Consider the following 26821-nt stretch of genomic DNA (forward strand, 5'->3'; position numbering starts at 1 on the left):
TTGCGCCGCAACTGGATCCCACGACTCCGTGAAGCACCTGCCCTGCCGCACTTGGGAGCAAAATGAGCCACGAAAAACAGTGCACTGCAGTTGAGATGCGGCTCATGAGGGGCATTCTAGGCACATCTGATGAAATATAACATCCGAGCCAGTGCCGAAGCGTTCGCGGATGAGGGTATTGCCACTGTTCACGCCCGGATATTCCAACATCTGCAAAACCACTCGAAACTATGCCAGGGCAGAGCCATTCCAGCGGCACCAAAAATTAAAGGCGGAAATCTCACTGCCTTCTGCAATCTTGCCAGTTTCCTTCCCCGTGGAATGGAGGGCCACATCGTTTATCGATTCAGACCAGAGACCGGCGGCAGCCCCTTCCCGGGAGCTGACTCGCTTAATATTAAGTTCACTCCTGACGCCAGCTTTGGCAAAGACATCCTCGAAGACTTCCTCCCGGCATTGATCGGCGGCATGAATCCCTACCTCGTCACCGTGGGGGATCAGAGATTCGAAGATCCAATCATCAGCAGTGAAGGCATCATTAAAGTGGGTGGACCACGTGCTTCAGGTTGCGAACTCTATCCTGTCTTCTTCATGGATGAGTGGCCGCTTCAGCTAAAATACAAAATCTCCCTCGAGGCGGCAATGACAGCACTGCAACCGGTCGTCCACAAGATTTCCGTGCTAAACAATGGAATCTACGTGACAGGCTCAGCCGAACCTCTGGACTACGAAGAAGCCAAGTCCTTGGTGCGTCGGATCGAAGAGCGTCTTCACCAAGCCAGCCCCGGATTGTTCAAACGGATCAAAAGACTGCTGCAACGTAACGCGTGAGCCCGGCGAACACACGAAAGATATCCCGGCAGGACTTCTTGCGTCCTTGAGCCGCCAGACCACCAGGCACCGCACATGGAATGTGCGGACCACTCCACGCTGGGCGTGCGACACACCACAAGTAGCACGGGCAATCCTGCCAATAGTGTTCGGCACAGGGTTTGAGGTGGAGTGATGTGACAAAAACGTTGCTGTACGTTTGGGCGAAGGGTGGCATGAAGTTGCTGATGGCTGCAGCCCGAGTCCCAGCCCCCAAGATTGAAGCCGCCCAGCTGCGGCACTGGAAGCTCATCGAGCAGTTCCAGCGTGTGCTCGACGAGGTCAGCCCGCTGCATCAGCCCCACCGCAGCGAGCACGACCCGCGGCGCACCCTCCACCAGCGCGATTACTTCTCGCTGTTTTTGCTCGGCCTGTTCAACCCGGTCATCACCTCCATGCGCGGGCTCTGCCAGGCCAGCAGGCTGCAGCGCACGCAACGCTCCCTGGGCACCCTGCCCGCAAGCCTGGGCAGCTTCTCGGAGGCGCAGAGCCTCTTTGATGCGCGGCTGCTCCAGGCCGTGCTGGAGCGCCTGGTGGCGGACCTTCCCCCGCAGCCCGGTCCCGGCGGCGTGGACCTCGCCGCGCTGCGCGTGGTCGACAGCACCTTGTGGTATGTGCTCCCGCGCATGGACTGGGCCACCTGGCGCAGCCAGTACAAGGACCAGCGCGCCGTGCGCCTGCACATCAAATACCGCCTGGCCGACGGCCTGCCTGCCGGCGGCCTGCCCTCCAACGGGGTTTTGTGCGAGCGCAAAGCCCTGCGCCAGCAGCTCAAGGCCGGGGAGTTCTACATCGGCGACCGCAACTACGGCATGAACTACCGCTACCTCGAGGAGCTCGAGAGCGCCGGGTGCGGCTTTCTCATGCGCCTGCGCCAGAACCATGTCAAGGTGGAGACGCTCCAGGAGCTGCCGCTAAGCCAGCGCGACATTGAGGCCGGCGTCTGCCGGGATGAGCGCGTCATGCTCGGGGAGAGGGCCCTGTGCAGGCGCGGCCCGTTCCGCCTGGTGGTCGTCGACCGGCCGGACATGGAGGAGCCCGTATGGCTGGTGAGCAATCAAACGGCAGAACAGCTCAGCGCCGGGGAGCTCGCCGGACTCTACCGGCAGCGCTGGGAGGTGGAGGGATTTTTCCGCTGGCTCAAATGCCTGCTGCCCTGCCGGCACTGGTTTGCGGAGAGCGAAAACGGCGTGGCCATCCAGATCTATGCCGCGCTGATCTGCGCGGTGCTGCTGACGCGCAGGCTGGGACGGCGGCCGAGCAAACGCATGCTGGAGATGCTGGCCTTTCATCAGATGCAGACGGCCAGCGAGGAGGAGCTTGCCGAGGCGCTGCGGCTTGAGGTGCAGCGCGCCACCCGGGTGCGCAAGCCGCGGCATGGCACGCTGAGCAACTGGAAACCCGCATAGCAAAGGGCAGTGCAGGCGCGCGCGCGCGCCAGGGCTGCGCGTGCCCGGATGCCACGATGTCGCCCACCTCCCACTCCCTGGCCCTTTCACCGCCGCCTCAATTCAAAAATGCTTGGCTCCATTCACCCCTCTATAGCAGACCGCGTGCCGAACAGTACTGGCAATCATGCCCGCAGAGAGAGCGCTCGACACGGGCAGGATTGCCCGTGCTACTGCTGGCACAAAAAAACCCGCCAGACCTCACAGCCTGACGGGTTTCAACAACTAAACTCTCGGGATCTCTGCTGCTCTTTACTTCGCCTTCACCTTAAAACTCCGGAACACCACGGGATCGCTGTGCCCGGCGAAGCCGATGAAGCCCTTGGTGTGGTCCAGGCCCTTCGGCGGGTGGGCGATCTGGGTGCGGTCGAGCTTGTCGATGTCCACGTCGAGGATCTTGGTGCCGTTGAGGATGACTTTGATCTTCTGGCCATCGACCTGGATTTCCTGGAAGTTCCACTCACCCACGGGGCGGAGGTAGCCGTGCTTGGCACCGGCGCAGTGGTAGAGGGAGCCGTGATACTGATAGGGCTCCAGGCCCTTCTTGCCGGCGGCGGCCTGCTTGGCGTTGTAGCCGTCGCTGTCGATGACCTGGAGCTCAAGGCCGTCGGAAGCGGAGTGACCACCCAGCGGGGTGCGCAGGGCGATGCCGTTGTTGCCAGCAGGTGGGAGCTTGAATTCCACGCGGATGGTGCCGTTTTCAAATTCATCCTTGGTCAGCAGATCGCCGCCTTTGCCGGGCTTGCAGGTGATCGCGCCGTCCACCACTTCGTAGCTGTCCACGGCACCCTGCCAGTTGCTGAGGTCCTTGCCGTTGATGTATTCCTTGAAGCCTTCCTCGGCCCAGTTGCCTTCGAGTTCCTTGTTGGCTTCTTCAGCGGAGATCTCGCGGATGTAAACGTTCTTCCAGCGGATTTCGCTGCCGTGGGTCTGGAGCTGGATGGGGCCTTTGGCAAAGGCGGGATCTGGGAACCAGCCGTTGGGCACTTTCTCTGCGGGCTTGGCGGCGTCGCCTTCAGCTTTCTTGGCGTCCTTCTTGCCGTAGGCGAGGTAGCCTGCCTTCTTGTTGGCGAAGAAGTTTTCCAGCACGGCGTTCTTCACGACGACTTCGCCGTTGAAGGTCACGGTCACGCGCTCGCCGATCATCTTGATGAGGAAGGTGTTCCATTCGCCCAGGGGCTTGTCCATGAGCTTCAGGGGGTTCTTGCCCTCAGGGCTCTTGTTGTTCCAAAGACCGCCGGAACCGAAGGGCTTGCCCAGCGCGACGGCTTTTTCGTCCTTCTCCGTGAAGTCCCAGATCTGCACCTGGGGGATGCCGCGCAGGTAGATGCCGCTGTCGCCGAGGGGGAGCATCTTGTAGTCCACCATGAGCTCAAAGTCGCCGTAGTCCTTGTCGGTGGTGAGGTACAAACCTTTGCCGTCATTGACGAGCTGGCCGTCCTCCACTTTCCAGTGGGCATTGACGTGGTCGCCCTTGTCATTGCCCTTGGCATCCACGAGGCCGCCCTCGATGGATTTCTTCTTGTACGCAGCCTGCTCCTCCGGCGTCATCTTCCAGAGGTCGTTCGGGTCCTGGGTGCCCCAGCCATACCATCCGGAAAGGTCCTTGCCGTTGAAGAGTGCGGTAAAACCTTTCGGCGGGGTGTTGTCCGCAGCGCGGCAAAACGCGGCTGTGGCGAGGAGGAGTGTCAGGGTCAGTGTGAGTTTCATGGATGAAGAGACACAGGAGTCGCACCCTGCGAGAGGCATCTTTCATTCCTCCCGAGGATGGTCACTTTCTGCTCGACATTGGTCACAAAAATCGGGACGCTTCCAAAGCCATGAAACCCGCCCTTTGTGTTTTTCTCTTCTGCTGCGCCCAGCTCTCCCTGCAGGCCCAGGCCCCTGCCACCCAGGAGGCTGCGGCCGATGCCCAGGCGCTGGTGAAGCGGCTCTTTGCCCAGGACACGACCGAGGAAGACCTGCAGAAGCTCGCCAAAGAGGCCAACAAAGCCGGGGTGCTGCGCCAGCAGATCATCGAGGCCAAGCTCGTCTGGGGCCTGCGGCATCAAAACACGCCCTTCCTCGTCAAGATCCTGCCGGAAGTGGAAATCCTCGCCGGCAGTTTTGATCCGGCCGGTGCCGCCGCACTGCCAAACGTCGAAGCCATCCAATCCTTCGTCGCCTACATCAAGGCCCTGAAGGCAGGCGAGGCCAAGGATGCCGCCGGTTTCAAAGCGAACATCCTCGAAGCCATCTGGCTCAGCCCGCAGCAGGCGCCGGTCTTCATCCAGGCCATGGAAAAGTTTCGCCTGGAAGCCAAGATGGCCGCGCTGGTCATCGACCTCAAAGCCCCGCTGACCACCTCGGAAGGAGAGGCCACCACGCTGACCGATGTGCTGGGCGGCAAGAAGGCCCTGCTGCTGGACTTCTGGGCCTCCTGGTGCGGCCCGTGCATGAACCTGATGCCCGCGCTCAAAACGAAGGCTGCGGCGCTCGCCTCCCACGGCATCGTCGTGGCCGCAGTGAACAAGGACGATGAAAACGCCGAGGCCACCGCCGAACGCATCCGCCAGGAGCAGAACGCCAAAATGCCCTGGCTCATCGAGCCCGCTGAGCGCCCCTACACCAAGGCCCTCGACATCGCCACCATCCCCCGCATGGTCCTGCTCTCCCCAGAGGGCAAAGTCCTCTTCAACGGCCATCCGGAAGACCCGGCCCTGTGGGTGGCACTGAAGAAGCTGGATGCGACGATCGAAGCGCCCGCGCATTGAGAGTGGCAGGGACTATCAGACAATCAGACTGAGAGACAATCAGACCAGCAGACTCGCAAACGCGTGTCCCGTCTCATTGTCTGACTGTCTCATTGTCGCTTTCCCCCGCCCCCTTCGCAAATATCCTGTCCAAATTTCCCACGCCGCCGCCTCGTACTGGTATCGCCATGTCCTCCCCCGACCGCACCCAGGAATTCCTCGAACTGCTCACGAGCCATGATCGTGCCCTGGGCGTGTACGTTCACAGCATGGTGCCCGCCCCGCATGACGCGGACGACATCCTGCAGCAGACGAAGATGATCCTGTGGCGCTGCTTTGATCAGTACGAGAGCGGCACCAACTTCCTGGCCTGGGCGCGCAAGACCGCCTTTCACCAGGTGCTCACGCATCGCCGCCAGAAAAAGCGCGAGGCCACGCCCCTCAGCGATGAGATGCTGGAGCTGCTGCACGATGAAGTCTCCAAGCTCAGCGACAGCGGCGACCGCCGGGGCGATGCCCTGCGCGCTTGCGTGGCCAAGCTGCCCGCCGCACACCGCCAGCTCGTCACGCTGCGCTACTACGAAGACCTGGAGATCGATGGCGTGGCCGAGCGCATCCGCAGCACGGTGGGCGCAGTGTATCGCGCCCTGAGCCGCATCCGCATGAGTCTCATGACCTGCGTGGAAAAAGAACTGCAACTGGAAGGAGCCGAATCATGAAGCCTGCCGATCAATTCAGACTGCTGGAACTCTCCGAGCGCTACGCCGATGAAAAACTCAGCGCCGCCGAGGTGGCCGCGCTGGAGACCGAACTGCGTGAAAATGCAGAGGCGCGCACCTTCTTTGCCAAAGCCTTGCACCAGCGTGCCGAACTCTGCTTTGACGACTCCTGGCACACCCAGCAGGCCGCTCCCGCAGAACGCGTGACCGCCAGGCCGGTGTGGTGGCGTCATGCCATCACCGCAGCAGCAGCCGCCTGCATCACCTTTGGCATCTTCTGGCTGAACGGCACGCGCGATGGCACGGTGGCCACGCTGATCCGCGCACAGCAGTGCCAGTGGGCCGGCAGCAGCCTGCCTACGGTGGAGGGCGCACGTTTGAAGCCCGGGATGCTGGATTTGATCGAAGGCCTGGCCGTGCTGCGCTTTGACAGCGGCGCGGAGCTGGTGCTGGAGGCCCCAGCCACCGTGGAAGTGCTGGACGGCATGAACTGCAAGCTGCGCCGTGGCACGCTGGTGGCGGAAGTCCCGCCTCAGGCCAAAGGTTTCAGCATCGACACCAAGGACGCCAAAGTCATCGACTGGGGCACGAAGTTCGGCCTCAGCGCCGGAGAGGACGGCAAGTATCTTGTGCAAGTGATGGAAGGCCTCGTGGAGGTGGACGACAAAACCGGTGCCGCCACCAGGAAGCTGGAAAAAGGCCAGCGCGTGGACCGTGGCTGGTCGCAGAAGCAGATGCACCCCTCCGCCGGCGATGACGCCGATGCCGAGCCCAGCCGCTGGCAGCCCTCCATCGTCATGGATGCCGGAGACGGCTGGCAGGCCGTCACCACGGCGTTTGGCCGTGGCAAAGACAGCTACATCCAGTCATCCGACAAAGCACCGCACGACTTCGGCACGCACCCCTTCTTCCGCGTGAAGCGCGGCAAGGACACCAAGCCCGATCTCAACCGCAAAGGCTACATCGCCTTTGACCTCAGCAAGTTCAGCGGCCGCACCATCGAGGACGCGGAGCTCGTGCTCACCATCGAGCCCAGCGAACTCGGCTTCGCCAGCTTCGTGCCGGACAGCACCTTCGCCGTTTACGGCGTGCTGGATGAAAGCGCCGACGCCTGGGAAGAAGCCGGTCTGACCTGGCAGCAAGCCCCCGCCCACGATCCCGCCCAGCCCGAGCGCCATCTCCCAGTGGCCGCTAAAGTCAAACTCCTCGGCAAATTCGAGATCGCCCAGGGCATCAATCGCGGCACCCGCAAACTGCGCGGCAAAGACCTCGCCGATTTCCTCAGCGCCGACACCAACCAGATCGCCACCCTGATCATCTGCCGCGAGACCAACGAAGACCAGGAAAGCGGCCTCGTTCACGCCTTCGCCACCAAGGAGAACGGCACCCGCTCCGCGCCGATGCTGCGCGTGAAGCTGCGGTGAGGCAGCCAGCCCAGCGCAAACGGCGCTCCGCGAGCAACAAGCGCCCCGCGAGCACCACCGCCTATGGAGCGCGGGCCTCCGAGCCCGCAGCACGCCGCCAGCGATGGATGCTCCGCGAACACGCAGCGCCCATGGAGCGCGGGCCTCCGAGCCCGCAGCACTCCGCCAGCAATGAATGCTCCGCGAATACGCAGCGCCCATGGAGCGCGGGCCTCCGAGCCCGCAGCACTCCGCCAGCAATGAATGCTCCGCTTAGCTCAACCCCTCATAGCTGGTGAGTGCTAGAAGAGCGCCGAAGTAGATGAAAGTCGTGGGCTTACACGGCTTCTCCCTACCGATTGGGTAAAAACGGCGCGCCCATTGTCTGCGGAGTGCTGCGGACTCGGAGGTCCGCGCTCCGGTTTTCAGTTGCATGTCGCGTCAGCTTTTGTTTCCTCGTTTCATGAATGAAGACCCTCGCCTGCCGCGTCTTGGGCCGCCGCACCGGCCGGAGATTCGCCGAGTGGTCAAGAGACAACGTGAGATGTCGCCCCCGACGAAGGAGGAACAGCTCGCGGGTTTTCAGGGGTGGAACGAGCGTGGCTACGTCCCGCACCGCGATGAACCGGGACTGACGCAGTTCGTGACATTTCGGTTGGCCGACAGCTTCCCGGCTGAGCTGCGGGAGGAGTGGGAAGGACTGCTGAAGATCGAAGACCATCGCGAGCGCCGCCTGCAGCTTGAAGCCTGGCTCGATCAAGGCCGCGGTGTGTGCCACCTGCGGGATGAACGCATTGCCCGGCTCGTCGCCGATGCCTTGCGGAAGTTTGACGGCACGCGTTACAGGCTCCTCGCATGGACCCTCATGCCGAATCATGTGCACGTGCTGTTTGAAGTCGGTGAGGTCTCCATGGCAGAGATCCTGAAGAGTTGGAAGCAATTCACCGCGACCCACGCGAACAAGCTGCTGGGAAATGGCGGTCCGTTCTGGCAGGCCGATTACTGGGACACCTACATGCGCGATCCCGACCACGAAGCGCGCACGATCCGTTACATCCGGAACAACCCCGTCAAAGCCGGTCTGGTGACTGCATGGAAGGAGTGGCCCTGGACCTTTGTACGTCCCGCTGACTGAGCCCTGCCCCCCGGCCTCGGCGAACACCCAGTGCCCAAGGAGCGCGGACCTCCGAGTCCGCAGCACGCCGCAAACAGCGGGCGCGCCGCTTTTACCCAATCGGTCGGGATAGGCCGCGTACCTCCATGACTCCCATCTGCTCAGGTGCTATTCAAGCACTCGCCAGCTATGAGGGGTTGAGCCAAGCGGAGTACCCATTGTTAGCGGAGCGCTGCGGACTCGGAGGTCCGCGCTCCACAGAGTCCAGCGGCTCAGTGCCCCCCCTCACCGAATCCGGATCGGCTTCGCAATCGGGTGGTACTTCTGGATCCACACCAGTGTGAAAAACAGCCGCAGGCGCCACCAGGTGCCGAAGGTCATCTGCGTGCGGCCTGCCAGTGCGCAGTTGATGGCGCAGAGCAGGCGGAACTTGTTGCTCGGCTGGAAGAAAATCTGCGCGAAGTGCTTGGTGTAAAACCGCTCGATGAACTGCCAGAAGCGTCCCACCTTGCGGCGCGTGGCCCACTCGTAGCGTTTCATGGCAAAAGTCCACGCCTTGCCCGCGGCGATGGCCGCATGCACCACTTGCGCGCCCTGCCGGCCGCTGCTCATGGCCAGCATGACGCCGCTGGAGAACACCGGATCAATGAACCCTGCGGCATCCCCCACGCGCACGATGCGGTCGGAGACGAGCTTGCGGTTCGTGTAGGAGAAATCGGTGAGCACATGCCCCTGCGTGATCGGTTTCGCATTGATCATGCGCTCACGCACGGCGCGCGTGTTTTGCACGGCATCATCAAACACCTCCTGCGGGTCCTTCTTCAGCGCCTTGAACTGCGCCTGATCCAGCACGAGACCCACGCTCACCTTGTCATCGGTCAGCGGGATCATCCAGAACCAGGAGTTTTCACGGCGGATGATGAGGATGTCGCCCTTCTCCTCGCCGGTGGTCATCTGCACGCCGCTGTAGTGGCCGAAGATGGAGATCTTTTTGTGCTCGGGGTAGTACTCGCGCAGGTTCTCGCGGTTCGCGGTGAAGTTGCCCAGGCCGCTGGCATCCATGAGAAACGCCGCCTGCACCTCGTGCTCCGTGCCGTCCTTGGCGCGGAACTTCACCGTCACGCGGTCTTTTTCCACGCGATGCTCGGTGACCAGCGCCTCCTCCCGCACCTCCGCGCCCATCTCCTCCGCATGGCGCAGCAGGATGTCGTCAAACGTCGCGCGCTCAACCTGCAGCGACTCTGGAAACTCGGTGAACGAGCCCCGCGAAAAATTCATCCGCGTGTGAATCGAGCCGTCGCCCATCCAGAACTGCGCGCCGCGCTTCACCATGAACCCGGCGGCCTCGATCTTCGACCACACGCCCAGCTCATCAAAGATGGTGCGATTGTACGGCAGCAGCGACTCGCCGATGTGAAAGCGGGGAAACTTGGCCTTTTCCAGCACCAGCACGCTACGACCGGCCTGACGCAGCGTGGCCGCAGCCGTGGCCCCTGCAGGCCCGCCGCCGATGACAATGACATCCCAGTGTTTTTGGCTCATGTGTGAGGGTGATGCATGGCCGGATTAACGAATTGGCGCAAGGGGTGGCCGCGAAAATGTCGCAAAATTTTTCAGCCCCTCCTCCCGCCAGCGCCGGGCGTCACGTTCACAGCCCGCAGCAGGTTCACAGCCCGCAGCAGGTTCACAGGCTGAGGGATGGGTGACGCAATGGGGGTGAGTTTCCATTTCTACCGGCGGTGGATTCACAGGATCATTGAGGTTCACCCGTTGGGTTCAGTCTCAGTATCACCATTGGGGTTTGGGATTTGGTATCAAGGTATCACTCCCTATATATAGGGAGTGATACCTTGATACCAACCTCCTGTCGGTATCATGATACCGATTTGATACCCCTTTGATACCTGACACCAAAGCATCAGACACGGTAGTAACCACCTGTTGGCCCATGCTTCAGCAATCCGATGGAGAGCCACTTGGGAATGCGGCGCTTGGCAGTGGCCACCGAGAGATGCGCCCGCGTGATGATGAGCTGCACGAGATCCGTGTACGAAATCTCCCCCACATGCCCCGCAAACACCGCCTGGCATTCGGGCTGCTCATTCTGCCGCGCGGTCTCGGTGCGGCTCTCCTTCGTCTCCGGCTCCACGGTCATGTGCATGCCGTCGGGGGTGGACCACGCGAAGCGCAGGGCGTCATCACGCGAGATGCAGGCGTGGCGGCAGCGCTCGGAGAAGAGCATGGAGGCTCCGCTTTTGCCGTCGCGGGCGATGCGGAGATTGCTCTCCGCTTTGCGCTCGAGCTGGCTGCCGAGGTGGCCGCGGGTCTTGCCCGTCTCCAGGCCGGAGGGGTTCTCATGCAGCACGAGGATCAGGGGGCAGGCGTAGGTGATCGCCAGCTGCGCGAGTTGCTCCACCAAGGCGAAGGCTTCGATGTCGTCGTTCGGGCTTTTGCACAGATCGGCCACGCCATCGATGAACACGCTGTGGATGCCGCCGCACTCCTGCTGGGCGCGCTGCATTTCGGCAGCGAGGAAGGCGCGGCGCCGCTCTGTGGAAACGTCTGCCAGCGAGTAACCGCGAAAGCACGCGGGCATGGCGGAGACGCCGGCACGCTGCGCAGAGCGCTGCACGAGGCTCCACGCATCATAAGGTGACTGCTCGGTGTCAAACAGCACCACGGCGCGCCCCGCATGCGCGGCGGCGGTGAAGCCGAGGAGATCCTGCGCTGGCTCCCCAAAAGCGATGTCATCAGCCTCCTCCGCCTGCGGTGCGTCGGCGGCCAGGATGCTGGAGATCATCGCGCCCACCACGGCGCTCTTGCCACCTTTCGCCTGCGCGGAGATGACGGTGAGGTTTCCCGCCGTGGAGATCTGCTGGGAGAGCAGCGAGAAAACCGGCACGGGCTGCGGCGGCGGCTGCTCCAGGTGGATGCGCCGTGCGTCGAGGTCCGTGAGATCCACCGCGTTCCCCTTGGCGGCGGGGCCGGTGATGGTGATGGCGGTTTCCCCGCCCCCTGCACCCGCGGGAGGAGCGGTGCTCAAGGTGCTGGCGCAACCGGAGTTGGCCACCACGGTGTAGTTCGCGGGATCGGTGACGAGGGCGGCCAGGGCCTCGGCCCCCAGGGTATTGTGATAGCTGCGGAGGTCTTTCATGAGCGTTTGAAGTGAAGGATTCGCACCTGGCTGGCATGCGGGCGCAGCAGGGCGGTGGTGCGCTCGGCGGCGGCGGCCCCGGCGGCATCTGTGTCAAAGAAGAGGCTCACCTCGCAGCCTGCAAACAGCCGCGCCCACTCCTCCCGGAAGGACGTGCCCGGACTGGCCACCATGGCGATACCATCTTCTACTCTGAGCTGGTTTTGCAGGGCATCCGCCAGGGCCACGAGGTCCGACTCCCCCTCCGTGATGAAGTAATGCCGCACCCCCGGGCGCGAGGGCGAACGGGAGAGCGTGTAGCGCCAGGGCTCCGTGGCGCGGCCGCAGGCCCAGGCAAAGCGCACGGAGGCGTCCTTCCCCCAGGGATCGCGGATCTTGATCCCCTGCGGGTAGATGTAGCCGATGCGGTCCGGCAGGCAGGGCGAGCCGCAGATGCTGATGCGCGGGAAGAAACCCAGCGCCCCGCCCTCCGGCATGGACAGGCGGCGGACCGTCTCCGCCCGCACGCCAAACTCCGCCGCGATGAGCTGCTGCGTTTCCGGGCAGCCGAAGACACGGCAGCGCGCGGCTCGCGTGAGGGAATCAAAGTCCGGCGGCAGCACCGGCGGCGCGGACGCGGGCGCAGGCTCCCGCCGCTTTCGTGGCGGCGGAAACGCGCCCTTCGGCCCGCTGCCGCTGCGGCTGCTGAGTTTGCGTTTTTCCTCCTCATTCCCCGCCAGTTCCAGGATGCGGCGCGCGTGCCCCCGGTCCTGCTGAAAGGCGGCGCAGGAAAAGCAGCCGCTGGCAAAGATGACGAGGTTGTCCCCCGCCCTGTCCCGGTCGATTTCAGCGCAGGCCGGGCAGCGGGCGAAGGTCCGGGAGCCGCGCTTCCGGACCTTTTCCAAACGATCAAGCTCGAGTTTCATGGGTGTGTTCGTGGTGGGCATGGGGTTTCTCAGCGCTTGGCAACTTTCTGCTCGTGCTGCTTCAGCGCCGCCATCACCTGCGGCAGGTCAAAGCGGCACACCCGCCCGATCTTGATCATCGGGATGATCCGGTCCCGCGCCCAGTTCCCCAGGCAGCGCCGGGAGACATTGAGCCTCTGCGCCATCTGCTCCGGCGTGAACCACCCGCCCTCCGAGGCGGCGGCGGAGCCGGACAATGAGGGCGCGGCAGAAGCGCCAGAGAAGGGCGCAGACGCATCGGAAGAGGCCGCGCAGGCAATGACACCCGCACCGGGCGGCGACGCGTCAGAGGCAGCGCCAAACGCAAGCACAGGGCCAGCGGATGAGGAGGTGGATATGGAGGCGAAAGAGAAGGTTTCGGATTCAGGCATTTTCATAGCATTAGATATTAATATATGGTATCTGATTAGCATGGTTCGTCCTGGGAATGCGCAGAGACGCAGGATGCGTGGCAGAGGCATGGGCTCAGGCCCTCGGAAAACAACCGGCACCGCCCGCACCGGCCCGGCATCCACCAGAGTGCATGCACTGCACCCCATGGAACGCCCGGCCCGGCTGCTGCGCCGGCCTGCATTGGTGCGAGACTCAGAGTTCTTCACTGCCTCCCCCGCTGTCCCCCTCCCGGCCCGCCGCGTTCTTCACACCAGCCACCCGAAGGATGAGAACAAGACTTGGGTCCGATTTTTCAAAGTCAAACCGAATCTGCAACTTTGTGTTACATTATACCACGTTAGAGCGCATGAGGGGAGGCGTGGCGCTCATGCGCACCCGTCGTAGGATGGGTGTGGCGACAGCCCGCCCGTCTGCCAGCATGCGCAATCTTTCCTTTTTGGCCGCAAGGATGAACGTGGAGAAGTCAGAGGCATAGGGTGTCAAATAGCGCAATTTGCGCCTAAACGATCATCCCAAATAGATCACGTCTTGGGCGATCTCCATAACGAGATTAGCTTACCGACGCATGAAGCAAATCACACTAGATATCAAAAGTCCTCGGAACAATTATCAACGCATCTGCCTTGAATCGGCGATTAAAAAATGCGGCTCAATTTCAAGCGGAACAATTCCGTCCTATGCGTCCTCGTACCATTTTGGGGGAATAATTGTTCCTGGAACCTATAGGCTCACCCTTGATCAATGTACTGACGACCACACAATCCGGTCACTGATCGAGGAGGAATTGAATGAGGGGGATAATCTACATATCGAATGGCAGGAAAACGTGTCCATGTAAAATCCGCCTTCCGAAAATGCAGTGGCATCCATTCTCGTCCCCGAAGTCCTCATGCTTTCAAATGCTCTGCCTGCAGCCACACCCGCTGGATGATAGCAACCTGCTGCGGATTCAGGAGGTCCGCGCTCCAGGAATCTTTCCGCCTGCAACGCTTCATTCCGCGATGCATGCTCTTAACTGAGTGCCATTCATGTCAGGCAAATTGAGCCCTAGTTTATGCCCACACCCGATCCAGCGAAAACAATGACCTTCGCGTCACCTGCCCATCTGGGTCAGTGGCTCAAAAAGAACCATGCCACCGAAAGTGAGCTCTGGGTCAAGATATTCAAAAAGGACACCGGAGTTCCGAGCGTGGATTGGAACGAGGTCGTGATCGAGGCGCTGTGCTGGGGCTGGATTGACGGAATGAAGAAGCCGCTGGATGACCAGGCTTATCTCCAGCGGATCACTCCAAGGAAGGCGAGAAGCGGCTGGTCGAAAATGAATACCGAGCACGTGGAGCGCCTGATCCTTGAGGGTCGAATGAAGGAGCCTGGACTGGTGCATGTCCGTGCCGCAAAGGCGGACGGACGCTGGGAAAACGCCTATCACCCCGCCAGTGAAATGAAGGTGCCAGCGGATTTCCTCGCGGCACTGGAGAGAAAGCCGAAGGCCAAGCAGTTTTTTGAAACGCTGAACAAATCCAGCCGGTACTCCATCGCTTATCGACTGGCGACGGCGAAGAAGCCCGAAACTAGGCAGCGGAGATTTGAGCAACTCATGGACATGCTGGCCAGCGAAGAGAATCCTGGCTCCGGCGTGACTCAAGGTAAAAAGGTCTGACCCCGCGCTGCAGCAAAGCGCTCCTCCGTCCAGGTTTCAATCGAACACACTCCTCACTTCGCCCCCCTCATCCCCCGCGTTTCTTGCGCTGCCCGAGTTTCGATCCGCTGGCGATGATCTGCTCGTGCAGGCGCTGGAGGCAGGCTTTCCAGGTGGCTTTGTCGAGGGGGATGTAGCGCTCCGTGCCGTCCGGGAAGATCTTGGTTTCGAAGATGTTGCTGGGCTGCTGGATGATCTCGTCGTAGAGGCCGTGGATGAAAAAGGTGCGGGCGTCCGCGCCGTCCGGCCAGGGACTCGGCCGGCCTTCGGCCTCCTGAATGGCGGCGGCCACGGCAGAGAGAATTTCCACGGGATTCAAAACGATGCCGATGGGTTTGCCGCCTTCGAGATAGTCGGCCATGACGATGCTGATCCTGGCGAGGACCGCTGCCGTCTGCGTGGTGTCAGGCCTGCCTTTTCCTGCAATGAGCTTCTTCAGTTCGCTTGCGGTACGAATCGCATTCGCGGCTGGCGCTTCCGCTGTGTGGCTGGCTGGGGTCTCGCGTCGAGGTGCACGCATGAAGAAGGTTAGCACGAAATCCACGCCGCAGCCATGCAACACGCTGAGGGAGAAAGATTTGAGGTTAAGGCATTCTCCAAGACCCCTACGTGAGGCGATGACTGCAAAGGTTTGCCACCATACTCAAAGAACTTTGACTACGTGCATGGATTCGGTTCTTTGGCCGGATGAACCTACCCCCTTTTCGGCTGAGTCTGGCGCTGCTCGCCTGCCTGGCACTTGTCTTTGCATCCAGCCCACATGCCGCAGAGCCTGCCCTGCCGGTGGAGGCTCAGCAGCGGTTGGAGACCTTGAAATCGGGCTTTGAATCCTTTGTGCTCAAAAGCGTGGCGATTCCCTATGAAGAAGGGATCAAGGCGCTCAATGCCAAGGTGAAGCCCGCCCTTGAGCGTGAGAGCGCCTCGGCGGCAAAGCGGAAGGATCTGGATGCCCTGGTGCGGATCAAGGCCGACATCGAACGCATCGGCCAGGGGCTTCTGCTCACCGAAGCAGAGTCACCACCGCCAGACTCCCTCAAGAACATCTATGCAGCCTACAAGATCGAGGCCACCAAGATCGAGGCGGTCAGAAAGCTGGCTCTGACCGATGCCAAACAGCGGTATGACAAAGGACTGGCACAGATTCAGGACGAGCTGACGGCGGCGCAGAATGTGGAGGGCGCACTGCATGTGAAGCAGATTCGGGAAACTCTGGCGAATGCAGGTCTGGATATGGCAGCGTCAAAGGGCGCTCCATCGCCATCTCTCAAAGCTGAAGCCTACACCAACAGCCTGGGCATGAAGTTCGTCCCGGTTCCGGGCACCAGCATCCTCATGTGCATCCATGAAACGCGCAGGGGCGATTTTGCCAGCTACGCGAGTGCGGGGGCAGATGTGAGCACCCAGTGGAAAAACGTGACTTTTGAAGGCGTTTCGTTGAGCACCGATGACAACGAACCGGTCTCGATGGTGTCATGGGATGAAGCGGTGGGATTTTGTGAGTGGCTGTCCAAAAAGGAGGGCCGCACTTACCGCCTTCCCACCGATGATGAATGGAGCGCCGCCGTGGGCATGGCAGGCAAAGAACCGAAAACGGGCCTGCCAGTCGCAAAGCACATGTCAGCCGCAAAAGTTTTTCCATGGGGCGTTATGCCGACCCCGCCAAACGGATTCGGCAATTATGCCGATGCTGCCTTCAATGCTAAATTTCCAACACGCTTCTTTATCAAAGGATATTCTGACGGTTTTACCACAACGGCGCCCGTGATGAAGTTTCAAGCCAACAGCCTTGGCATTTATGATCTGGGCGGGAATGTCTGGGAGTGGTGCTCAGATTGGTTTGACGATGCAAAAGAACGCAGGGTATCACGTGGTGGGTCATGGTATGGATACGAAGCCGACGACATGCTTTCGGGCTTTAGGGGAGCACTTCCACCCACTCATCGCCGCCCGTATTATGGCTTCCGAGTCGTTCTAAGTGCCGAAGGCGCGGCCAGTGCGCCCTCGAATAAATCGGACATTGAAAGCTCCCTGGCAGGACAATGGATCTTCAAGGCCGGAGACTTTGCCATGAACAAAGAACTGCTGAATGACGGCACCGTCGTCTCAGGCAACATCGCAGGAAAATGGAAAGTCGTGGGGAAGACCCTGCGCGTTGATTATGCCAATGGCGCGTGGGCGGAGTTTGACCTGCCAGCGAAGGACGGACGAATGAAAGGCAAGAGCAACAAGAACGAGGACATGACGGCCGAGAAGATCAAATAGGACCAGCTTTCCATCCCACGGCATGGCAGGACACGCGCATGGAACGAGCGCTCACTCCGCCGCCTTGGTGCCTTCTTTGACACCTGCCTTCGCACTTTCCTTCGCACTTTCCTTGGCAGCCTCCTTCGCCTCTTCCTTCGTGCTCTGCCGGCTGAACATGCCAAGGGCTTCGAAGGGGACGGAGACGCCTTCGCGGAGGACGAGGCTGCTGAGTTTGGCGGCATTTTTGAGGACGCTTTTCGCGGCACCGATCAAACCGAGAGGGGCGACTTTGATGTCGTCAAACGGGCCCTTCACCTGCATCTCCATGAACACGACGCTGATGGGCGAGATGACCACCCCCATAAAGCCGCGCATGTTGGCGCGGCCATGGCCTTCCACGGTGCGCTTGTTCAGATCCACGGTGCCGCGGGCGGTGACGACGATGGACTTCCCGAGCACCTTCATGGGCTCCACCATGGCGACGCCGTTTTTCATGATGAAGGTGGTTTTCACCTCGCCGGTGTCGTGGGGGTCCTCATGGTTGAGGATTTTGGGGAAGAGCTGATAGGCCTGATCCAGCAGGGGCACGTGCACGATGGGCGCATGGATGAGATCCAGCGTGCCGCTGCCGGTGGAGTTGCTGGGGTCATCGCCAATGACTCCGCGATAGGTGAGCGTCATCTGCGCATCCTCCAGCTTCGCGCTGAGCTTGCCCACCCAGGGCGTGAGGGTGTCCAGGTGCAGGGTCTGCAGCGAGACATGGGCATCGCTGAGTTTTTTGCCGTCGTAGGTGGCGGTGAGGGCGAAGCTGCCGCCCAGCATGCGCCCCTTCAAGCTGTCGAAATGCCAGGCGCGGTGATCGTAGGAGACCTTGCCCTGAAGGCGCTCAATGACCAGCGGATGCTCGCGCACGGTGACCACGAGGTCTGCGGCGCTGCGGATGCGCATGGAGCGCAGCGTCCACTCCGGGGGATGGGCCCCGGAATTGAAAACGAAGTCCTCCGCGATGATGTCTGGAAAGGTGGTGACCTTCACGTCCTTCGGCAGGCCTTTCGCGAGCACGGGAATGTTGAGCGCGAGCTCCAGCAGATTCGCGTCACCGCTGAGCTGGGAGATGGTCAGCGTGTCGAACTTGCCCACTCGCTGGCCTTTGAAGGTGTCCTTGCGCCCGGCGGTATCGATGAGCGTGCCGGAGAGCAGCAGCGGCTGATCCTGCCAGCCTGCGAGGGTGGCGTCCACCTCGGCGGTGCCTTTTTCAAAGGCGATCTTGGAGGAGAGCTTCAAGTCTGACTGGGAGATCTGGGCCTCCACCTCCGCCTGTTTCATGGGCACGCCGTGCAGCTCCAGATTCGGGCCGCTGCCGTGCAGGGTGGCGGTCCACTGTGTAGTGTCGGGACGGAGATCCACCGTGAAGCCGCCAGTGATGGCGAAGGTGCCGCCGCCGGGTTTGAAATCCAGCATGTCCATCACGGAGCGCACGGGCTTCAGGCTCAGCTTGAAGGCCTCCTCATTCTGCGCGGTGGCGGGGCGGCTGGCTTTGGCGGTGATGATCTGGCCGGTCACGGCGATGGAGACGGGCCCATTCACGGTGTCGAGCCGGGCGATGTCGATCTTGTCATCCTGCACGGAGAGGTCGGTGGTGAAGTGCTCAAAGGTCACCGCCCCGGCCGGATCATGCAGGGTGAGGGTGCCATCCGTGGTGTGCCAGCGCGTGACGGCGGTGCGTGATTTCCACACTTCCCGCCACAGGATGTCCACATGCAGGGCGCTGATTTCGATCAAAGGCTCATTGTCCGGCAGGCCGCGCAGCGCGGCGTTGTTCAGCGTGATGCCGCCGAAGAGTGACCATGAATCGCTGCTGCTGGTGAGGCTGAGCCCGTGCTCCGTCAAACGCCGCCGCAGGGTGGACTGCGCGGTGCTGACCAGCCAGTGATAAGCACCGAAAAAGACGACAACGAAAACCGCCGTGGCGATGAGCGCCAGGCGGAGCCTGCGGTGGGGTGAATGGACTTTGGCGTGAGACATCGTGGGAGTGGCAGGCGGCCCTGAGAGGAGTTGCGGCCCGGGCGGGGGCGGGAGTTCAGTGCAGCGTATCTCGTCACTGGTATCGCTGCGGGTGGCGGGGGCGGTTCTGTCATTCGCAGGGGCGGCCGGGCGATGAGTTTTGCAGGGCGGCAGACGGGGAGATTTCCAAGGCTCATTTCAAATGGAGCAGCCTTTTTTCATCCATGACCCTGATGCGGCATGGGATGGTTTGGAGTGTGGCTGCGAAACGAGGGATGAGCCTGGCTGCCGCTTTTCGAGAGGCGCGTGGTGGGCGTGAGCTGACCTGCAGGCGAACGTCCCACGTGGTCCCGCCTTCGGAGAACTGCTGGCGTGCGGGGATCACAAAGCACGTCGAAAGCGGTAGCTTCGTTCGTGCCTCACTGCGCAACCGCACTCCATATGGGGGCTGCGTTATTCGTGGGCCAGGGGCTTCTTCACCTGCGCGAGCGGATTCGCGCACAGCCGGTTGTCGAAGCACAGGCGAAGGAAAGGCATGTATCCCACTGTGTTTCGTTTGCCGCCTCTGCTTGCCCTTACCTTCAGCCTGCTGTGCGGGCTTGCTCTTCCCGCAGCGGCGGCTGACAAGAAAGCGGCGAAGGCGAAGGCCGAGACCAAGCCTGCTGCTGACAAAAAAGCAGCCAAACCCGCCGCCACGGCTGAAGCCGAAAAGGCCACGCCCGCCATGCCCGCTGATCGTGAGGCGGCGACGCGGCTGCAGGTGTTTCTTGATCGCGCGAACTTCGGCCCGGGGAAGATCGACGGGCGTTACGGCGGCTTTTCAGAGAAGGCGCTGGGTTTGTACCGTGAGGCGCACGGCCTCCCTCCTCTGCCTGCGGCACCCGCTCCTGCCAAGGTGGAAGGCCAGCCTGAAAAGACCAACCCGCTGCCGGATCTCGCTGATATGGATCTGGCCAGCGTGAAGGCCGTCTTCATCGACTACGTGGTGACGGAGGCCGACGTCAAAGCCACAGGCGAACTGCCGAAAGAAGTGCCGGAAATGGCCAAGCTAAAATGGCTGCCGTACGCCAGCGTGGCTGAGGCGGTGGCGGAGAAATTTCACGTGGACATCGATTACCTCAAGGAGCTGAACCCCGGCAAGCTGGACGCATTGAAAGTCGGTGACACGCTGAGGGTGCCGAATGTGCAACCTTTTGAAATCAGCGGCGTGAAGACGCTGCCGATGCTGGATCAACTGGCGGAGAAGGAAAAGGGCAAGCAGAAGCCCAAGGCCGAGGCTGGCAAAAAGAGCAGCGAAGCGAAGGGCAAAGTCGCCGACAAAGCCAAGTCCAAGGACGCGAAGGCCGCCGAAGAGAAACAGGCTCCGGCCAAGTCCGGCCCGCTGACGGCTGACCAGATCTCCATCAAGGTGGACACGAAGGACAACATGCTGCGCTTGTTTGAAAACGGCCAACTCGTGGCTGCTTATCCGGTGACCATCGGCTCCGCGCAGACGGTGTCTCCCTTGGGCGAATGGAAGGTGAAGGGCATCGCCCGGCTGCCGGACTTCCGCTATGATCTCTCCTTCCTGAAGACCGGCGAGCGTGGCGACGAAACGTATCTGCTCGCTCCCGGCCCGAATGATCCCGTCGGCGTGATCTGGGTGGCTCTAAACAAGCCCGGCATCGGCCTGCACGGCACGAGCGATCCCGACTCCATCGGCCGCAGCGCCAGCCACGGCTGCGTGCGCCTGGCCAACTGGGACATCGCCCGCCTGGCCACACGCGTGCGAGCGGGCGTGGTGGTGTCGATTCATTGAGGTGGAGCTTTGGAGCTGGGCCGATCGCAAGCTTTGACGCTGGGCTTTAAGAAAACTGGGAGAGGCGGAGCGTTGAGGGATCAAGATGATCCCTCTCCTGCCGGAGGCTCTGGCGGAGATGGATCGTCCCGATCTCTCAGCGCACGGCTTTCACGCAGACAGCCGTTTCCAAAACCGATTTCACCAAACGTGCTGGCCCAAGTTCAGGGAATCATACTCTCAGAACCCATCGCACTCCCTTGGACTTCAAGAAAGTGGAGGCGAGGGGAGTTGAACCCCTGTTTCGCCAAGCGCACTTCTGATTATGAACTTTCCTGCAAAATCAAGGCTTCCAGCGCCATCAAAGTCATTGAAAACATCCGCGTTTGTCTTACTCTGTGTCTTACTTTTATGGCATCCGTTTGGAAGCATCCCAAGAGCCGGTTCTGGTACGCTCGCTATCTCTCCAAAGATGGCCGCTGGCGGAATGCCTCCACGAAAACAACGGATCGTAAAGAAGCGCAAAAGCTCGCCGATCAATTCGAGGCGGGAGCGACCGTCAGACGCACCGCCACGCAGGCCCGCCGTGTGCTCTCGCGGCTCCATGCTGAAATCACCGGTGAAGTGCTTCCGAGCTCCTCCGTTCATGCCTTCGTGGCAAACTGGCTGCTTGAGAAGAAAAGCACCGCAAAGGCCACGCAGGTCTTTTACGAAAACAGCACCAGCCAGTTTCTAAAGCATCTCGGAGCACTCGCCGAAGATGAGCTTACCATGGTGACGAAGGAGCACATTGTCACGTTCCGCAATGCACTCCTGGAACGTCTCTCCGCGAAGGCAGCGAATCACCATATCAAAGTCGTGAAGATGCTTTTCCGTGCCGCCAAGCGGGATGGCTTCATTGTGGACAATCCCGCCGAGTTTGTGGAGACAATCCGCGAAAAGCAGTCGGACAAGAAGCGCCGCCGTCCCTTCACGCTCGATCAAATCCGCGCCTTGCTCTCAGTGGCCGATGCAGAATGGCGCTCCATGATCCTTTGCGGCCTCTACACGGGTCAGCGCATCGGCGACATTGCTCGGCTCACTTGGGCAAACGTGGATCTCGAAAAGGGGCAGGTGCGCCTTGTCACGCAAAAGACCGGCGCTGTCCTAATCATCCCGATGGCTCCCCCGCTTCGCGAGCACATCGAAAGCCTGCCCGCACCCGATGCGCGGCCCGAACTCTCTCCCCTGCATCCGCGAGCCTGCGCCCTTTTGAAGAAGAGCGGCAAAAGCGGAACGCTCTCCAATCAGTTCGCCGACGTACTGGCCCTCGCTGGCCTGCGGGAGAAAAAGGCTCACCGTGCCACCACGGGCGAAGGGCGCGGCGGTCGTCATGATAATGAGCAGCTTTCGTTTCACAGCCTGCGTCATACAGCCGTCACACTGCTCAAAGAGGCGGGCATTCCTGCCGCCGTCGTGCAAAAACTCATCGGTCATGAGTCCGCGCAGATTTCCGAACTTTATACCACAGTGGGAGAAGAAGCCCTCAACAAAGCCGCTGCTGCGCTCCCTTCTTTGTGAGCGTTACCAACTGCATTTTTGACATCATCCATTCTCCCATTTGGCCTCTTTGGAAGAATTATAGACCATAATCCTATGAGGAAGGCTTAGCCTCTGGCTCGATTGAGCCTTCCTCATCGTGGCATTCCGCCACAGTCGCCCGTCACCTGGGCGTATCGTGAAGCCCTTTACTGGGCAGTGGTGAGTTCGCCGTCGCTGATGGTCTGGAGCACTCTCATGGCGCAGTCCAAATACTACTCGCCCCGGCTTCAGTACACTCTCATCTCGCCGCTCTATCATGCGGCCAAATCCAAAGGCATCCCCATGACTGCTCTCGCCAGCAGTCTGGTCGCCGAGGGTTTGCGCCGCATGACCCTGATGCCGTCGGATGTTTGTGTCGCTGAAACACCACCGGTTCGATCTGATCCATCGGACCGGCATCAATGACCGGATCAACACCACCTCGTCACCATCAAGCCCGGCCACTCGCCGGGCTTTTTTGTGCCGTCATCCCAACATCAAACCCAAGGAGATTCACATCATGGCTATCGTCCTCGAAGCAAACTACGCAAAGAAGCTGGGCCTCCCCGGCTACAGCTCACATCAATACTCCGTGTCTATTCGCACGGAACTGACCGACCTCTCGCAGGTCGAGCAGGAAAGCAGCAGGCTCTACCGCCTCCTGCAGGATGCGGTGGATCAATCCATCCAGGAAGTCGGGTTCATGCCCGATGCCCATACCTACGGCAGCGCCTCCAACGGTGCCGCCCCACCCGCCACCAATGGCAGAAGACATCCACATGCCAACGGCAACGGGCACACCAACGGTTCCAGCACTGGAGCCTGGCGTTGCAGCGACAAGCAACGCGGCCTGATCGAAAAGGTCGTGCGAGAGAAGAACATCGACAAAAGTGAGGTCGAACAGATCGCGCTGGAGATGTTCGGCGCCGGCGTGCGTCAGCTTGATCGACTTCAGGCCAGCGGTCTGATTGACGAGCTGTTCGAGCGCTACAACGCTGGCGTCAGGCGCAACGGTAAGCCGCGCAGCAACGGAAATGGTCATCCTAGCACGGAAACGGCGGGCTCCCCTGCCCTCTACCGCACTGCGTCGAAACCGATGATTGGAGGGCTCACGTCATGATCGCATCCCCCGATCAGGAATCAGTTGCCAAGGTGGGCCGCACCAAGGACGAACTGCTGGAAACGATTTCCGCTTCCCGCTTGGGGACGTGGTTGTCGTGCCGGTTGAAGTTCTACTTCCGCTACCTCAGTGGCAAACCGAAGAAGCCCTCTTCGGCCATGCGGGTCGGCACCGTCGTTCATGCAGTCCTGCAGCAGTGGAATCTTGCTCGCTGGCGCAAAGCCCCGCTGCTTGATGAGATGGTCAGGACTGTGTTTGACCAGGCCTGGGCCAATGCCGAAGAGGATGAGCCGATCAACTGGGGCGATGAAGAAGAGAGCACCAAGGCCGGTGCCTTCGCCCTGCTGGAAACCTACCTGCGTGACACGCCCATCCCTTTGGATGAGCGGCCCGAAGGCGTGGAGGTCTCGGTAGAGCTGGACCTTGCCCGGCACGGCCTGCCCAAGCTCGTGGGCATCATGGATCTCGTGCGAAAGGGTGGCTGCATCGTCGATTACAAGACGACCAGCCGTACACCCGACAGCGAGAAGGTGCTGCACTTCACCGAAGTGCAGACGACCTCGTACGCCATGCTCTACCGCGAGGCGACCGACCGGCAGGAGAGCGGCATCGAACTGCATCATCTGGTGCGGCTTAAAACGCCCAAGCTGGTTGTCACCCGCAGCGGGCCAGCCAGCCTGGAGCAGCAGGACAAGCTCCTGCGGATGATCCACTCCTACGTGCGAGGACTGGAGATGGAGGACTTCGTACCCGCGCCTGGACTGCAGTGCGGCAGTTGCGAGTTCTTCAACGAGTGCAAAAAATGGCACTGAGCACGCCAGCGGCTCCGGGAATGCCCACCGGAGCCGCTTTCATTTCTTCGATGAGCGCTTTGCTTTCAGGAGGTCTTTTTTGACAATTGTCTTATCATCCGAAAGGGGGACAAGCAGCTGCCAGACCTCAATGCCGTGAATCTTGGCAAATCGTTCCAATGTCGAAAGGCGCGGGTCTCTTTTCCTGCCTGCTTCGACGGCCTGGTAATACTTGTAAGAGATCCCATTTTTGTCCGCGAATTCTTCCTGCGTCAGCCCCTGTTGCATACGCAACTGCTTCAATCTCGCCAATAAGCGTTTGAGCGTCGGGCTGGTCATCTGACCCTGCTATTAGCGGGTCCGTCATGCTCTTTACACTCACTCATCGGTAGTGTAATTATCCAAACCACAAACCCACAATCCCTATGCACCACTCTTTTTCATGCCCTCTTTGCAGACAGAAGATGGCTATTCAATCAGTCACTCCAGGCCAAGTCGTGGTCTGTCCTTCGTGCGATTCTCCCATCCAAATCCCAAACAAAACGAGACCCAAAACGCCCCGCTCAATCTTTGAGAGGGTTGCCTGGGTTTTTGCTGCCTTTGTTGTCTTGGTCGGAGGATATTTTCTTATATGCGTTTTTTCCACAGAACAAAAAGCCGAAGCGCCCCAACATCCCACTCACGAAGCCGTGAATGAAACGCCGATGCCAATAGCTGACGTCGATTCTCAACCGGCTAATTCTCCTGAGCCTTCAAATGAGTCCAAGAAGGTTGTCCTCACAGACGAGGTCAAGGGCTCCATGCTTTTTGTATTCGCAGGTTACCAAAAGGGAATGGAATGGGCCGCAAACTACGGACGAGTCCCGACAACTGCAGAATATGAATTGATCAAGCTCTCGAACGCACCTCCTGAACCAGCCAGCAGCATGGATCAGGCATTCCATAAGGCATTTCTTGATGGCTTCCAAACAGGCTGCAAAGAAGGTCTCCAGCAGCGTAGGCCTGCATTTTAGCAGGGACTACGCTTCGAGCCATTGAACAAAAATCCATTTCAAAAGGAGCCGTCCACACCCCGTGGGCGGCTCTTTTTGTTTCAACCCACAACACCCAACCGAAAGGAGAACCCACCCCATGGAGCACATAACTCTCTACTTCTGTGAAGGCTCGTCTGACAAAATCTATCAGGCGGGCATTCAACCCAAGGACGGCTGCTTCGTCGTTCACTTCGCCTACGGGCGACGCGGTTCCGCGCTCACCACCGGAACCAAAACCCAGTCCCCAGTGGACTACCCCAAGGCGAAGAGCATCTTCGACAAGCTGGTGCGCGAAAAGACCGCCAAGGGCTACACGCCCGGCGAAACTGGAACGCCTTACCAGCACACAGACAAAGCGCAGCAGGCCACTGGCATCCTGCCACAGTTGCTCAATCCCATTGAGCAGGACGATGCCGTTTCACTCGTGTGTGATCCTCAGTGGGTCATGCAGGAGAAGTTCGACGGCCGGCGCCTGCTCATCCGATGCAACGACCAAGGCATCGATGGCATCAACCGCTCAGGTTTGATCGTCTCATTACCGCAGTCCATCACCAAAGCCGTTGAAGCGCTCAACCGCCATCTCATTCTCGACGGCGAGTGTGTCGGCGAGAAATTCATCGCCTTCGACCTGCTCGAACTCGATGGAACCGATCTCCGACCCCAGCCTTACCGAGTGCGCTTAGTGGCGTTGAACAACATCGTTCCGTCAGGGGGCGATTGCATCTGCACCGCCGCCACAACCATCCTTACGGAGACGAAGAAGGCGATGCTGGAAAAACTCAAGTCCAGTAAAGCTGAAGGCGTCGTGTTCAAGCGTCTGGATGCCTTGTACACCCCAGGTCGCCCCGCCAGTGGCGGCTCTGCGCTCAAGCACAAGTTCTACGTGACGGCCTCCTTCCTGGTGAGCCAGATCAATGAACAACGCAGCGTGAGTCTCGCCCTGCTGCGGGATGAACAACCGGTCCCAGCCGGGAATGTCACCATCCCGCCAAACCACGCGGTCCCCTCCCAAGGAGACATCGTGGAGGTGCGCTACCTCTACGCCTTCCCGGAAAGCGGCTGTGTTTATCAGCCTGTTTATCTGGGACGGCGCGATGACATCCAGCGCACCGACTGCACCACCGGGCAGCTCAAGTTCAAAGCTGCCGCTTAACCCCACCACTCAACCCAACGCCTGACAGCCCACCTGCCCTTCACCGGGTGCGTGGGCTGTCGGCGTTTTAACCCATACACCTTACCCATGAAGCACTTCTCAATTCATTCCCTGTTTCACCCGATGCTGACCAGCGTGATTTTTGCCACGCTGGTAGCCTGCCACAAGAAGCCCTCTTTGGATAGCACGCCACCACCACAGCAGACCATTCACCATGAGGTCATCATACTGATGCCTCCTCAGACCAGAAAGACGGTCATCAGCAGCGGAACATCGCAACCTCCACCCAAGGAGGTCAGCACATGCCCATGAACCGCCTCCTCATGCCCTTCCTGCTCCTCTCCGGCTGTGCCGAGGCCCCACCTGACTACACGCCCATCGGCGATGGCTTGAAGACCATTGGCATCTGCCTGGTCTGCTTCGCCGTGGTTCAGGTGCTTGGTGCCTTGTCAAAGCAGGACAAACCCTGAGCGGCAACGCTCGCAACCCACCACTCCTCACCATGCCCACCTGGACGCAATGTCTGCAGGCCATCGTATTATTGGCGATCACCGGGTTCTGTCTCGTGGTCGTCAGCTATCACTGGCTCCTGCTGGCAGTTCTCATCGTCGCCGCATTCGTCGCCTTCCGACGATTCAGCAAATAACCAACCCCACCCCTCC

The 26821-nt window shown here is 60.6% G+C and carries 25 protein-coding genes; 17 read left to right on the forward strand and 8 right to left on the reverse strand.

Annotated features, from left to right (window positions below; translation table 11 throughout):
- The first annotated feature begins 129 nt into the window (after positions 1-129).
- Together AC3RLQ_RS10415 and AC3RLQ_RS10420 are read left to right on the forward strand one after the other, a co-directional pair.
- Positions 130-831, forward strand: coding sequence for a hypothetical protein (locus AC3RLQ_RS10415; protein WP_493036793.1), 702 nt, complete (start codon positions 130-132; stop codon positions 829-831).
- A 227-nt stretch (positions 832-1058) separates the two neighbouring features.
- On the forward strand, positions 1059-2279 hold the full coding sequence (locus AC3RLQ_RS10420) for an IS4 family transposase (RefSeq protein WP_493031625.1): 1221 nt from the start codon (positions 1059-1061) through the stop codon (positions 2277-2279).
- Between the two features lie 291 nt (positions 2280-2570).
- Here the strand turns inward: AC3RLQ_RS10420 and AC3RLQ_RS10425 are convergent, their stop codons facing one another.
- A complete protein-coding gene (locus tag AC3RLQ_RS10425; RefSeq protein WP_493036795.1) occupies positions 2571-4028 on the reverse strand; it encodes a 3-keto-disaccharide hydrolase in 1458 nt (485 codons plus the stop codon).
- Between the two features lie 110 nt (positions 4029-4138).
- Here AC3RLQ_RS10425 and AC3RLQ_RS10430 point away from each other — a divergent pair, with 110 nt between their 5' ends.
- The 4 genes from AC3RLQ_RS10430 to AC3RLQ_RS10445 all read left to right on the forward strand — a co-directional run bounded on the left by AC3RLQ_RS10430 (position 4139) and on the right by AC3RLQ_RS10445 (position 8307).
- Entirely contained in the window at positions 4139-5071 is a 933-nt protein-coding gene (locus AC3RLQ_RS10430; protein ID WP_493036797.1) for a TlpA family protein disulfide reductase, read from the forward strand.
- A 167-nt stretch (positions 5072-5238) separates the two neighbouring features.
- Complete coding sequence (locus tag AC3RLQ_RS10435) at positions 5239-5769, forward strand: sigma-70 family RNA polymerase sigma factor (protein ID WP_493036799.1); 531 nt, start codon at positions 5239-5241, stop codon at positions 5767-5769.
- Positions 5766-7193: a CBM96 family carbohydrate-binding protein gene (locus tag AC3RLQ_RS10440; protein WP_493036801.1), complete on the forward strand. Its 1428-nt coding sequence runs from the start codon at positions 5766-5768 to the stop codon at positions 7191-7193. The genes AC3RLQ_RS10435 and AC3RLQ_RS10440 overlap by 4 nt, the downstream gene beginning before the upstream one ends.
- A 442-nt stretch (positions 7194-7635) precedes the next feature.
- Positions 7636-8307, forward strand: a complete 672-nt coding sequence (locus AC3RLQ_RS10445) for an REP-associated tyrosine transposase (protein WP_493036803.1) — start codon at positions 7636-7638, stop codon at positions 8305-8307.
- Between the two features lie 264 nt (positions 8308-8571).
- Here AC3RLQ_RS10445 and AC3RLQ_RS10450 read toward each other — a convergent pair whose 3' ends face one another.
- The 4 genes from AC3RLQ_RS10450 to AC3RLQ_RS10465 all read right to left on the reverse strand — a co-directional run bounded on the left by AC3RLQ_RS10450 (position 8572) and on the right by AC3RLQ_RS10465 (position 12755).
- On the reverse strand, positions 8572-9828 hold the full coding sequence (locus AC3RLQ_RS10450; RefSeq protein ID WP_493036805.1) for an NAD(P)/FAD-dependent oxidoreductase: 1257 nt from the start codon (positions 9826-9828) through the stop codon (positions 8572-8574).
- A gap of 376 nt (positions 9829-10204) precedes the next feature.
- Positions 10205-11440 (reverse strand): hypothetical protein, encoded by a 1236-nt coding sequence (locus AC3RLQ_RS10455; protein ID WP_493036807.1) that lies wholly within the window; start codon positions 11438-11440, stop codon positions 10205-10207.
- Complete coding sequence (locus AC3RLQ_RS10460) at positions 11437-12345, reverse strand: toprim domain-containing protein (protein WP_493036809.1); 909 nt, start codon at positions 12343-12345, stop codon at positions 11437-11439. The genes AC3RLQ_RS10455 and AC3RLQ_RS10460 overlap by 4 nt, the downstream gene beginning before the upstream one ends.
- Positions 12346-12374: 29 nt before the next feature.
- The gene (locus AC3RLQ_RS10465) at positions 12375-12755 is read right to left on the reverse strand and encodes a helix-turn-helix domain-containing protein (RefSeq protein ID WP_493036811.1); all 381 of its coding nucleotides are present in this window, start codon (positions 12753-12755) and stop codon (positions 12375-12377) included.
- Positions 12756-13831: 1076 nt separating this feature from the next.
- Between AC3RLQ_RS10465 and AC3RLQ_RS10470 the strand changes: the two genes are divergently transcribed.
- Positions 13832-14437 carry a YdeI/OmpD-associated family protein gene (locus AC3RLQ_RS10470; protein ID WP_493036813.1) on the forward strand — a complete coding sequence of 202 codons (606 nt, stop codon included), beginning with the start codon at positions 13832-13834 and terminating at the stop codon, positions 14435-14437.
- A 67-nt stretch (positions 14438-14504) separates the two neighbouring features.
- On the opposite strand, the gene AC3RLQ_RS10475 is transcribed toward AC3RLQ_RS10470, so the two are convergent.
- Positions 14505-14996, reverse strand: coding sequence for a hypothetical protein (locus tag AC3RLQ_RS10475; RefSeq protein WP_493036815.1), 492 nt, complete (start codon positions 14994-14996; stop codon positions 14505-14507).
- Between the two features lie 167 nt (positions 14997-15163).
- Here AC3RLQ_RS10475 and AC3RLQ_RS10480 point away from each other — a divergent pair, with 167 nt between their 5' ends.
- Positions 15164-16738, forward strand: a complete 1575-nt coding sequence (locus tag AC3RLQ_RS10480; RefSeq protein WP_493036817.1) for a formylglycine-generating enzyme family protein — start codon at positions 15164-15166, stop codon at positions 16736-16738.
- Between the two features lie 51 nt (positions 16739-16789).
- Here AC3RLQ_RS10480 and AC3RLQ_RS10485 read toward each other — a convergent pair whose 3' ends face one another.
- Positions 16790-18745: a hypothetical protein gene (locus AC3RLQ_RS10485; RefSeq protein ID WP_493036819.1), complete on the reverse strand. Its 1956-nt coding sequence runs from the start codon at positions 18743-18745 to the stop codon at positions 16790-16792.
- 514 nt (positions 18746-19259) lie between these two features.
- On the opposite strand from AC3RLQ_RS10485, the gene AC3RLQ_RS10490 reads away from it, so the two are divergent.
- From AC3RLQ_RS10490 to AC3RLQ_RS10510, 5 genes are all read left to right on the forward strand, one after another.
- Entirely contained in the window at positions 19260-20522 is a 1263-nt protein-coding gene (locus AC3RLQ_RS10490) for a L,D-transpeptidase (protein WP_493036821.1), read from the forward strand.
- 390 nt (positions 20523-20912) lie between these two features.
- Complete coding sequence (locus tag AC3RLQ_RS10495; RefSeq protein WP_493036823.1) at positions 20913-22061, forward strand: tyrosine-type recombinase/integrase; 1149 nt, start codon at positions 20913-20915, stop codon at positions 22059-22061.
- A 102-nt stretch (positions 22062-22163) separates the two neighbouring features.
- On the forward strand, positions 22164-22487 hold the full coding sequence (locus tag AC3RLQ_RS10500; protein ID WP_493036825.1) for a hypothetical protein: 324 nt from the start codon (positions 22164-22166) through the stop codon (positions 22485-22487).
- 94 nt (positions 22488-22581) lie between these two features.
- Positions 22582-23181 (forward strand): hypothetical protein, encoded by a 600-nt coding sequence (locus tag AC3RLQ_RS10505; protein ID WP_493036827.1) that lies wholly within the window; start codon positions 22582-22584, stop codon positions 23179-23181.
- Positions 23178-23993, forward strand: coding sequence for a RecB family exonuclease (locus tag AC3RLQ_RS10510; protein ID WP_493036829.1), 816 nt, complete (start codon positions 23178-23180; stop codon positions 23991-23993). Before AC3RLQ_RS10505 ends, AC3RLQ_RS10510 begins: the two co-directional genes overlap by 4 nt.
- A 39-nt stretch (positions 23994-24032) precedes the next feature.
- Here AC3RLQ_RS10510 and AC3RLQ_RS10515 read toward each other — a convergent pair whose 3' ends face one another.
- Entirely contained in the window at positions 24033-24311 is a 279-nt protein-coding gene (locus AC3RLQ_RS10515; protein WP_493036831.1) for a helix-turn-helix domain-containing protein, read from the reverse strand.
- Positions 24312-24436: 125 nt separating this feature from the next.
- On the opposite strand from AC3RLQ_RS10515, the gene AC3RLQ_RS10520 reads away from it, so the two are divergent.
- The 4 genes from AC3RLQ_RS10520 to AC3RLQ_RS10535 all read left to right on the forward strand — a co-directional run bounded on the left by AC3RLQ_RS10520 (position 24437) and on the right by AC3RLQ_RS10535 (position 26805).
- Positions 24437-24985 (forward strand): hypothetical protein, encoded by a 549-nt coding sequence (locus AC3RLQ_RS10520; protein ID WP_493036833.1) that lies wholly within the window; start codon positions 24437-24439, stop codon positions 24983-24985.
- A gap of 118 nt (positions 24986-25103) precedes the next feature.
- Entirely contained in the window at positions 25104-26159 is a 1056-nt protein-coding gene (locus tag AC3RLQ_RS10525; RefSeq protein WP_493036835.1) for an ATP-dependent DNA ligase, read from the forward strand.
- A gap of 308 nt (positions 26160-26467) precedes the next feature.
- Positions 26468-26629, forward strand: coding sequence for a hypothetical protein (locus AC3RLQ_RS10530; protein ID WP_493036837.1), 162 nt, complete (start codon positions 26468-26470; stop codon positions 26627-26629).
- A gap of 32 nt (positions 26630-26661) precedes the next feature.
- Entirely contained in the window at positions 26662-26805 is a 144-nt protein-coding gene (locus AC3RLQ_RS10535; protein WP_397383925.1) for a hypothetical protein, read from the forward strand.
- The last annotated feature ends 16 nt before the right edge of the window (positions 26806-26821 follow it).

The sequence above is a fragment of the Prosthecobacter sp. GW821-HT29F12 genome, assembly GCF_058803405.1.

Coding starts and splice junctions, on each gene's coding strand:
- AC3RLQ_RS10415 (WP_493036793.1), top strand. CDS start 130: ATGAAATATAACATCCGAGCCAGTGCCGAAGCGTTCGCGGATGAGGGT.
- AC3RLQ_RS10420 (WP_493031625.1), top strand. CDS start 1,059: ATGGCTGCAGCCCGAGTCCCAGCCCCCAAGATTGAAGCCGCCCAGCTG.
- AC3RLQ_RS10425 (WP_493036795.1), bottom strand. CDS start 4,028: ATGAAACTCACACTGACCCTGACACTCCTCCTCGCCACAGCCGCGTTT.
- AC3RLQ_RS10430 (WP_493036797.1), top strand. CDS start 4,139: ATGAAACCCGCCCTTTGTGTTTTTCTCTTCTGCTGCGCCCAGCTCTCC.
- AC3RLQ_RS10435 (WP_493036799.1), top strand. CDS start 5,239: ATGTCCTCCCCCGACCGCACCCAGGAATTCCTCGAACTGCTCACGAGC.
- AC3RLQ_RS10440 (WP_493036801.1), top strand. CDS start 5,766: ATGAAGCCTGCCGATCAATTCAGACTGCTGGAACTCTCCGAGCGCTAC.
- AC3RLQ_RS10445 (WP_493036803.1), top strand. CDS start 7,636: ATGAATGAAGACCCTCGCCTGCCGCGTCTTGGGCCGCCGCACCGGCCG.
- AC3RLQ_RS10450 (WP_493036805.1), bottom strand. CDS start 9,828: ATGAGCCAAAAACACTGGGATGTCATTGTCATCGGCGGCGGGCCTGCA.
- AC3RLQ_RS10455 (WP_493036807.1), bottom strand. CDS start 11,440: ATGAAAGACCTCCGCAGCTATCACAATACCCTGGGGGCCGAGGCCCTG.
- AC3RLQ_RS10460 (WP_493036809.1), bottom strand. CDS start 12,345: ATGAAACTCGAGCTTGATCGTTTGGAAAAGGTCCGGAAGCGCGGCTCC.
- AC3RLQ_RS10465 (WP_493036811.1), bottom strand. CDS start 12,755: ATGCCTGAATCCGAAACCTTCTCTTTCGCCTCCATATCCACCTCCTCA.
- AC3RLQ_RS10470 (WP_493036813.1), top strand. CDS start 13,832: ATGCCCACACCCGATCCAGCGAAAACAATGACCTTCGCGTCACCTGCC.
- AC3RLQ_RS10475 (WP_493036815.1), bottom strand. CDS start 14,996: ATGCGTGCACCTCGACGCGAGACCCCAGCCAGCCACACAGCGGAAGCG.
- AC3RLQ_RS10480 (WP_493036817.1), top strand. CDS start 15,164: ATGAACCTACCCCCTTTTCGGCTGAGTCTGGCGCTGCTCGCCTGCCTG.
- AC3RLQ_RS10485 (WP_493036819.1), bottom strand. CDS start 18,745: ATGTCTCACGCCAAAGTCCATTCACCCCACCGCAGGCTCCGCCTGGCG.
- AC3RLQ_RS10490 (WP_493036821.1), top strand. CDS start 19,260: ATGTATCCCACTGTGTTTCGTTTGCCGCCTCTGCTTGCCCTTACCTTC.
- AC3RLQ_RS10495 (WP_493036823.1), top strand. CDS start 20,913: ATGGCATCCGTTTGGAAGCATCCCAAGAGCCGGTTCTGGTACGCTCGC.
- AC3RLQ_RS10505 (WP_493036827.1), top strand. CDS start 22,582: ATGGCTATCGTCCTCGAAGCAAACTACGCAAAGAAGCTGGGCCTCCCC.
- AC3RLQ_RS10510 (WP_493036829.1), top strand. CDS start 23,178: ATGATCGCATCCCCCGATCAGGAATCAGTTGCCAAGGTGGGCCGCACC.
- AC3RLQ_RS10515 (WP_493036831.1), bottom strand. CDS start 24,311: ATGACCAGCCCGACGCTCAAACGCTTATTGGCGAGATTGAAGCAGTTG.
- AC3RLQ_RS10520 (WP_493036833.1), top strand. CDS start 24,437: ATGGCTATTCAATCAGTCACTCCAGGCCAAGTCGTGGTCTGTCCTTCG.
- AC3RLQ_RS10525 (WP_493036835.1), top strand. CDS start 25,104: ATGGAGCACATAACTCTCTACTTCTGTGAAGGCTCGTCTGACAAAATC.
- AC3RLQ_RS10530 (WP_493036837.1), top strand. CDS start 26,468: ATGAACCGCCTCCTCATGCCCTTCCTGCTCCTCTCCGGCTGTGCCGAG.
- AC3RLQ_RS10535 (WP_397383925.1), top strand. CDS start 26,662: ATGCCCACCTGGACGCAATGTCTGCAGGCCATCGTATTATTGGCGATC.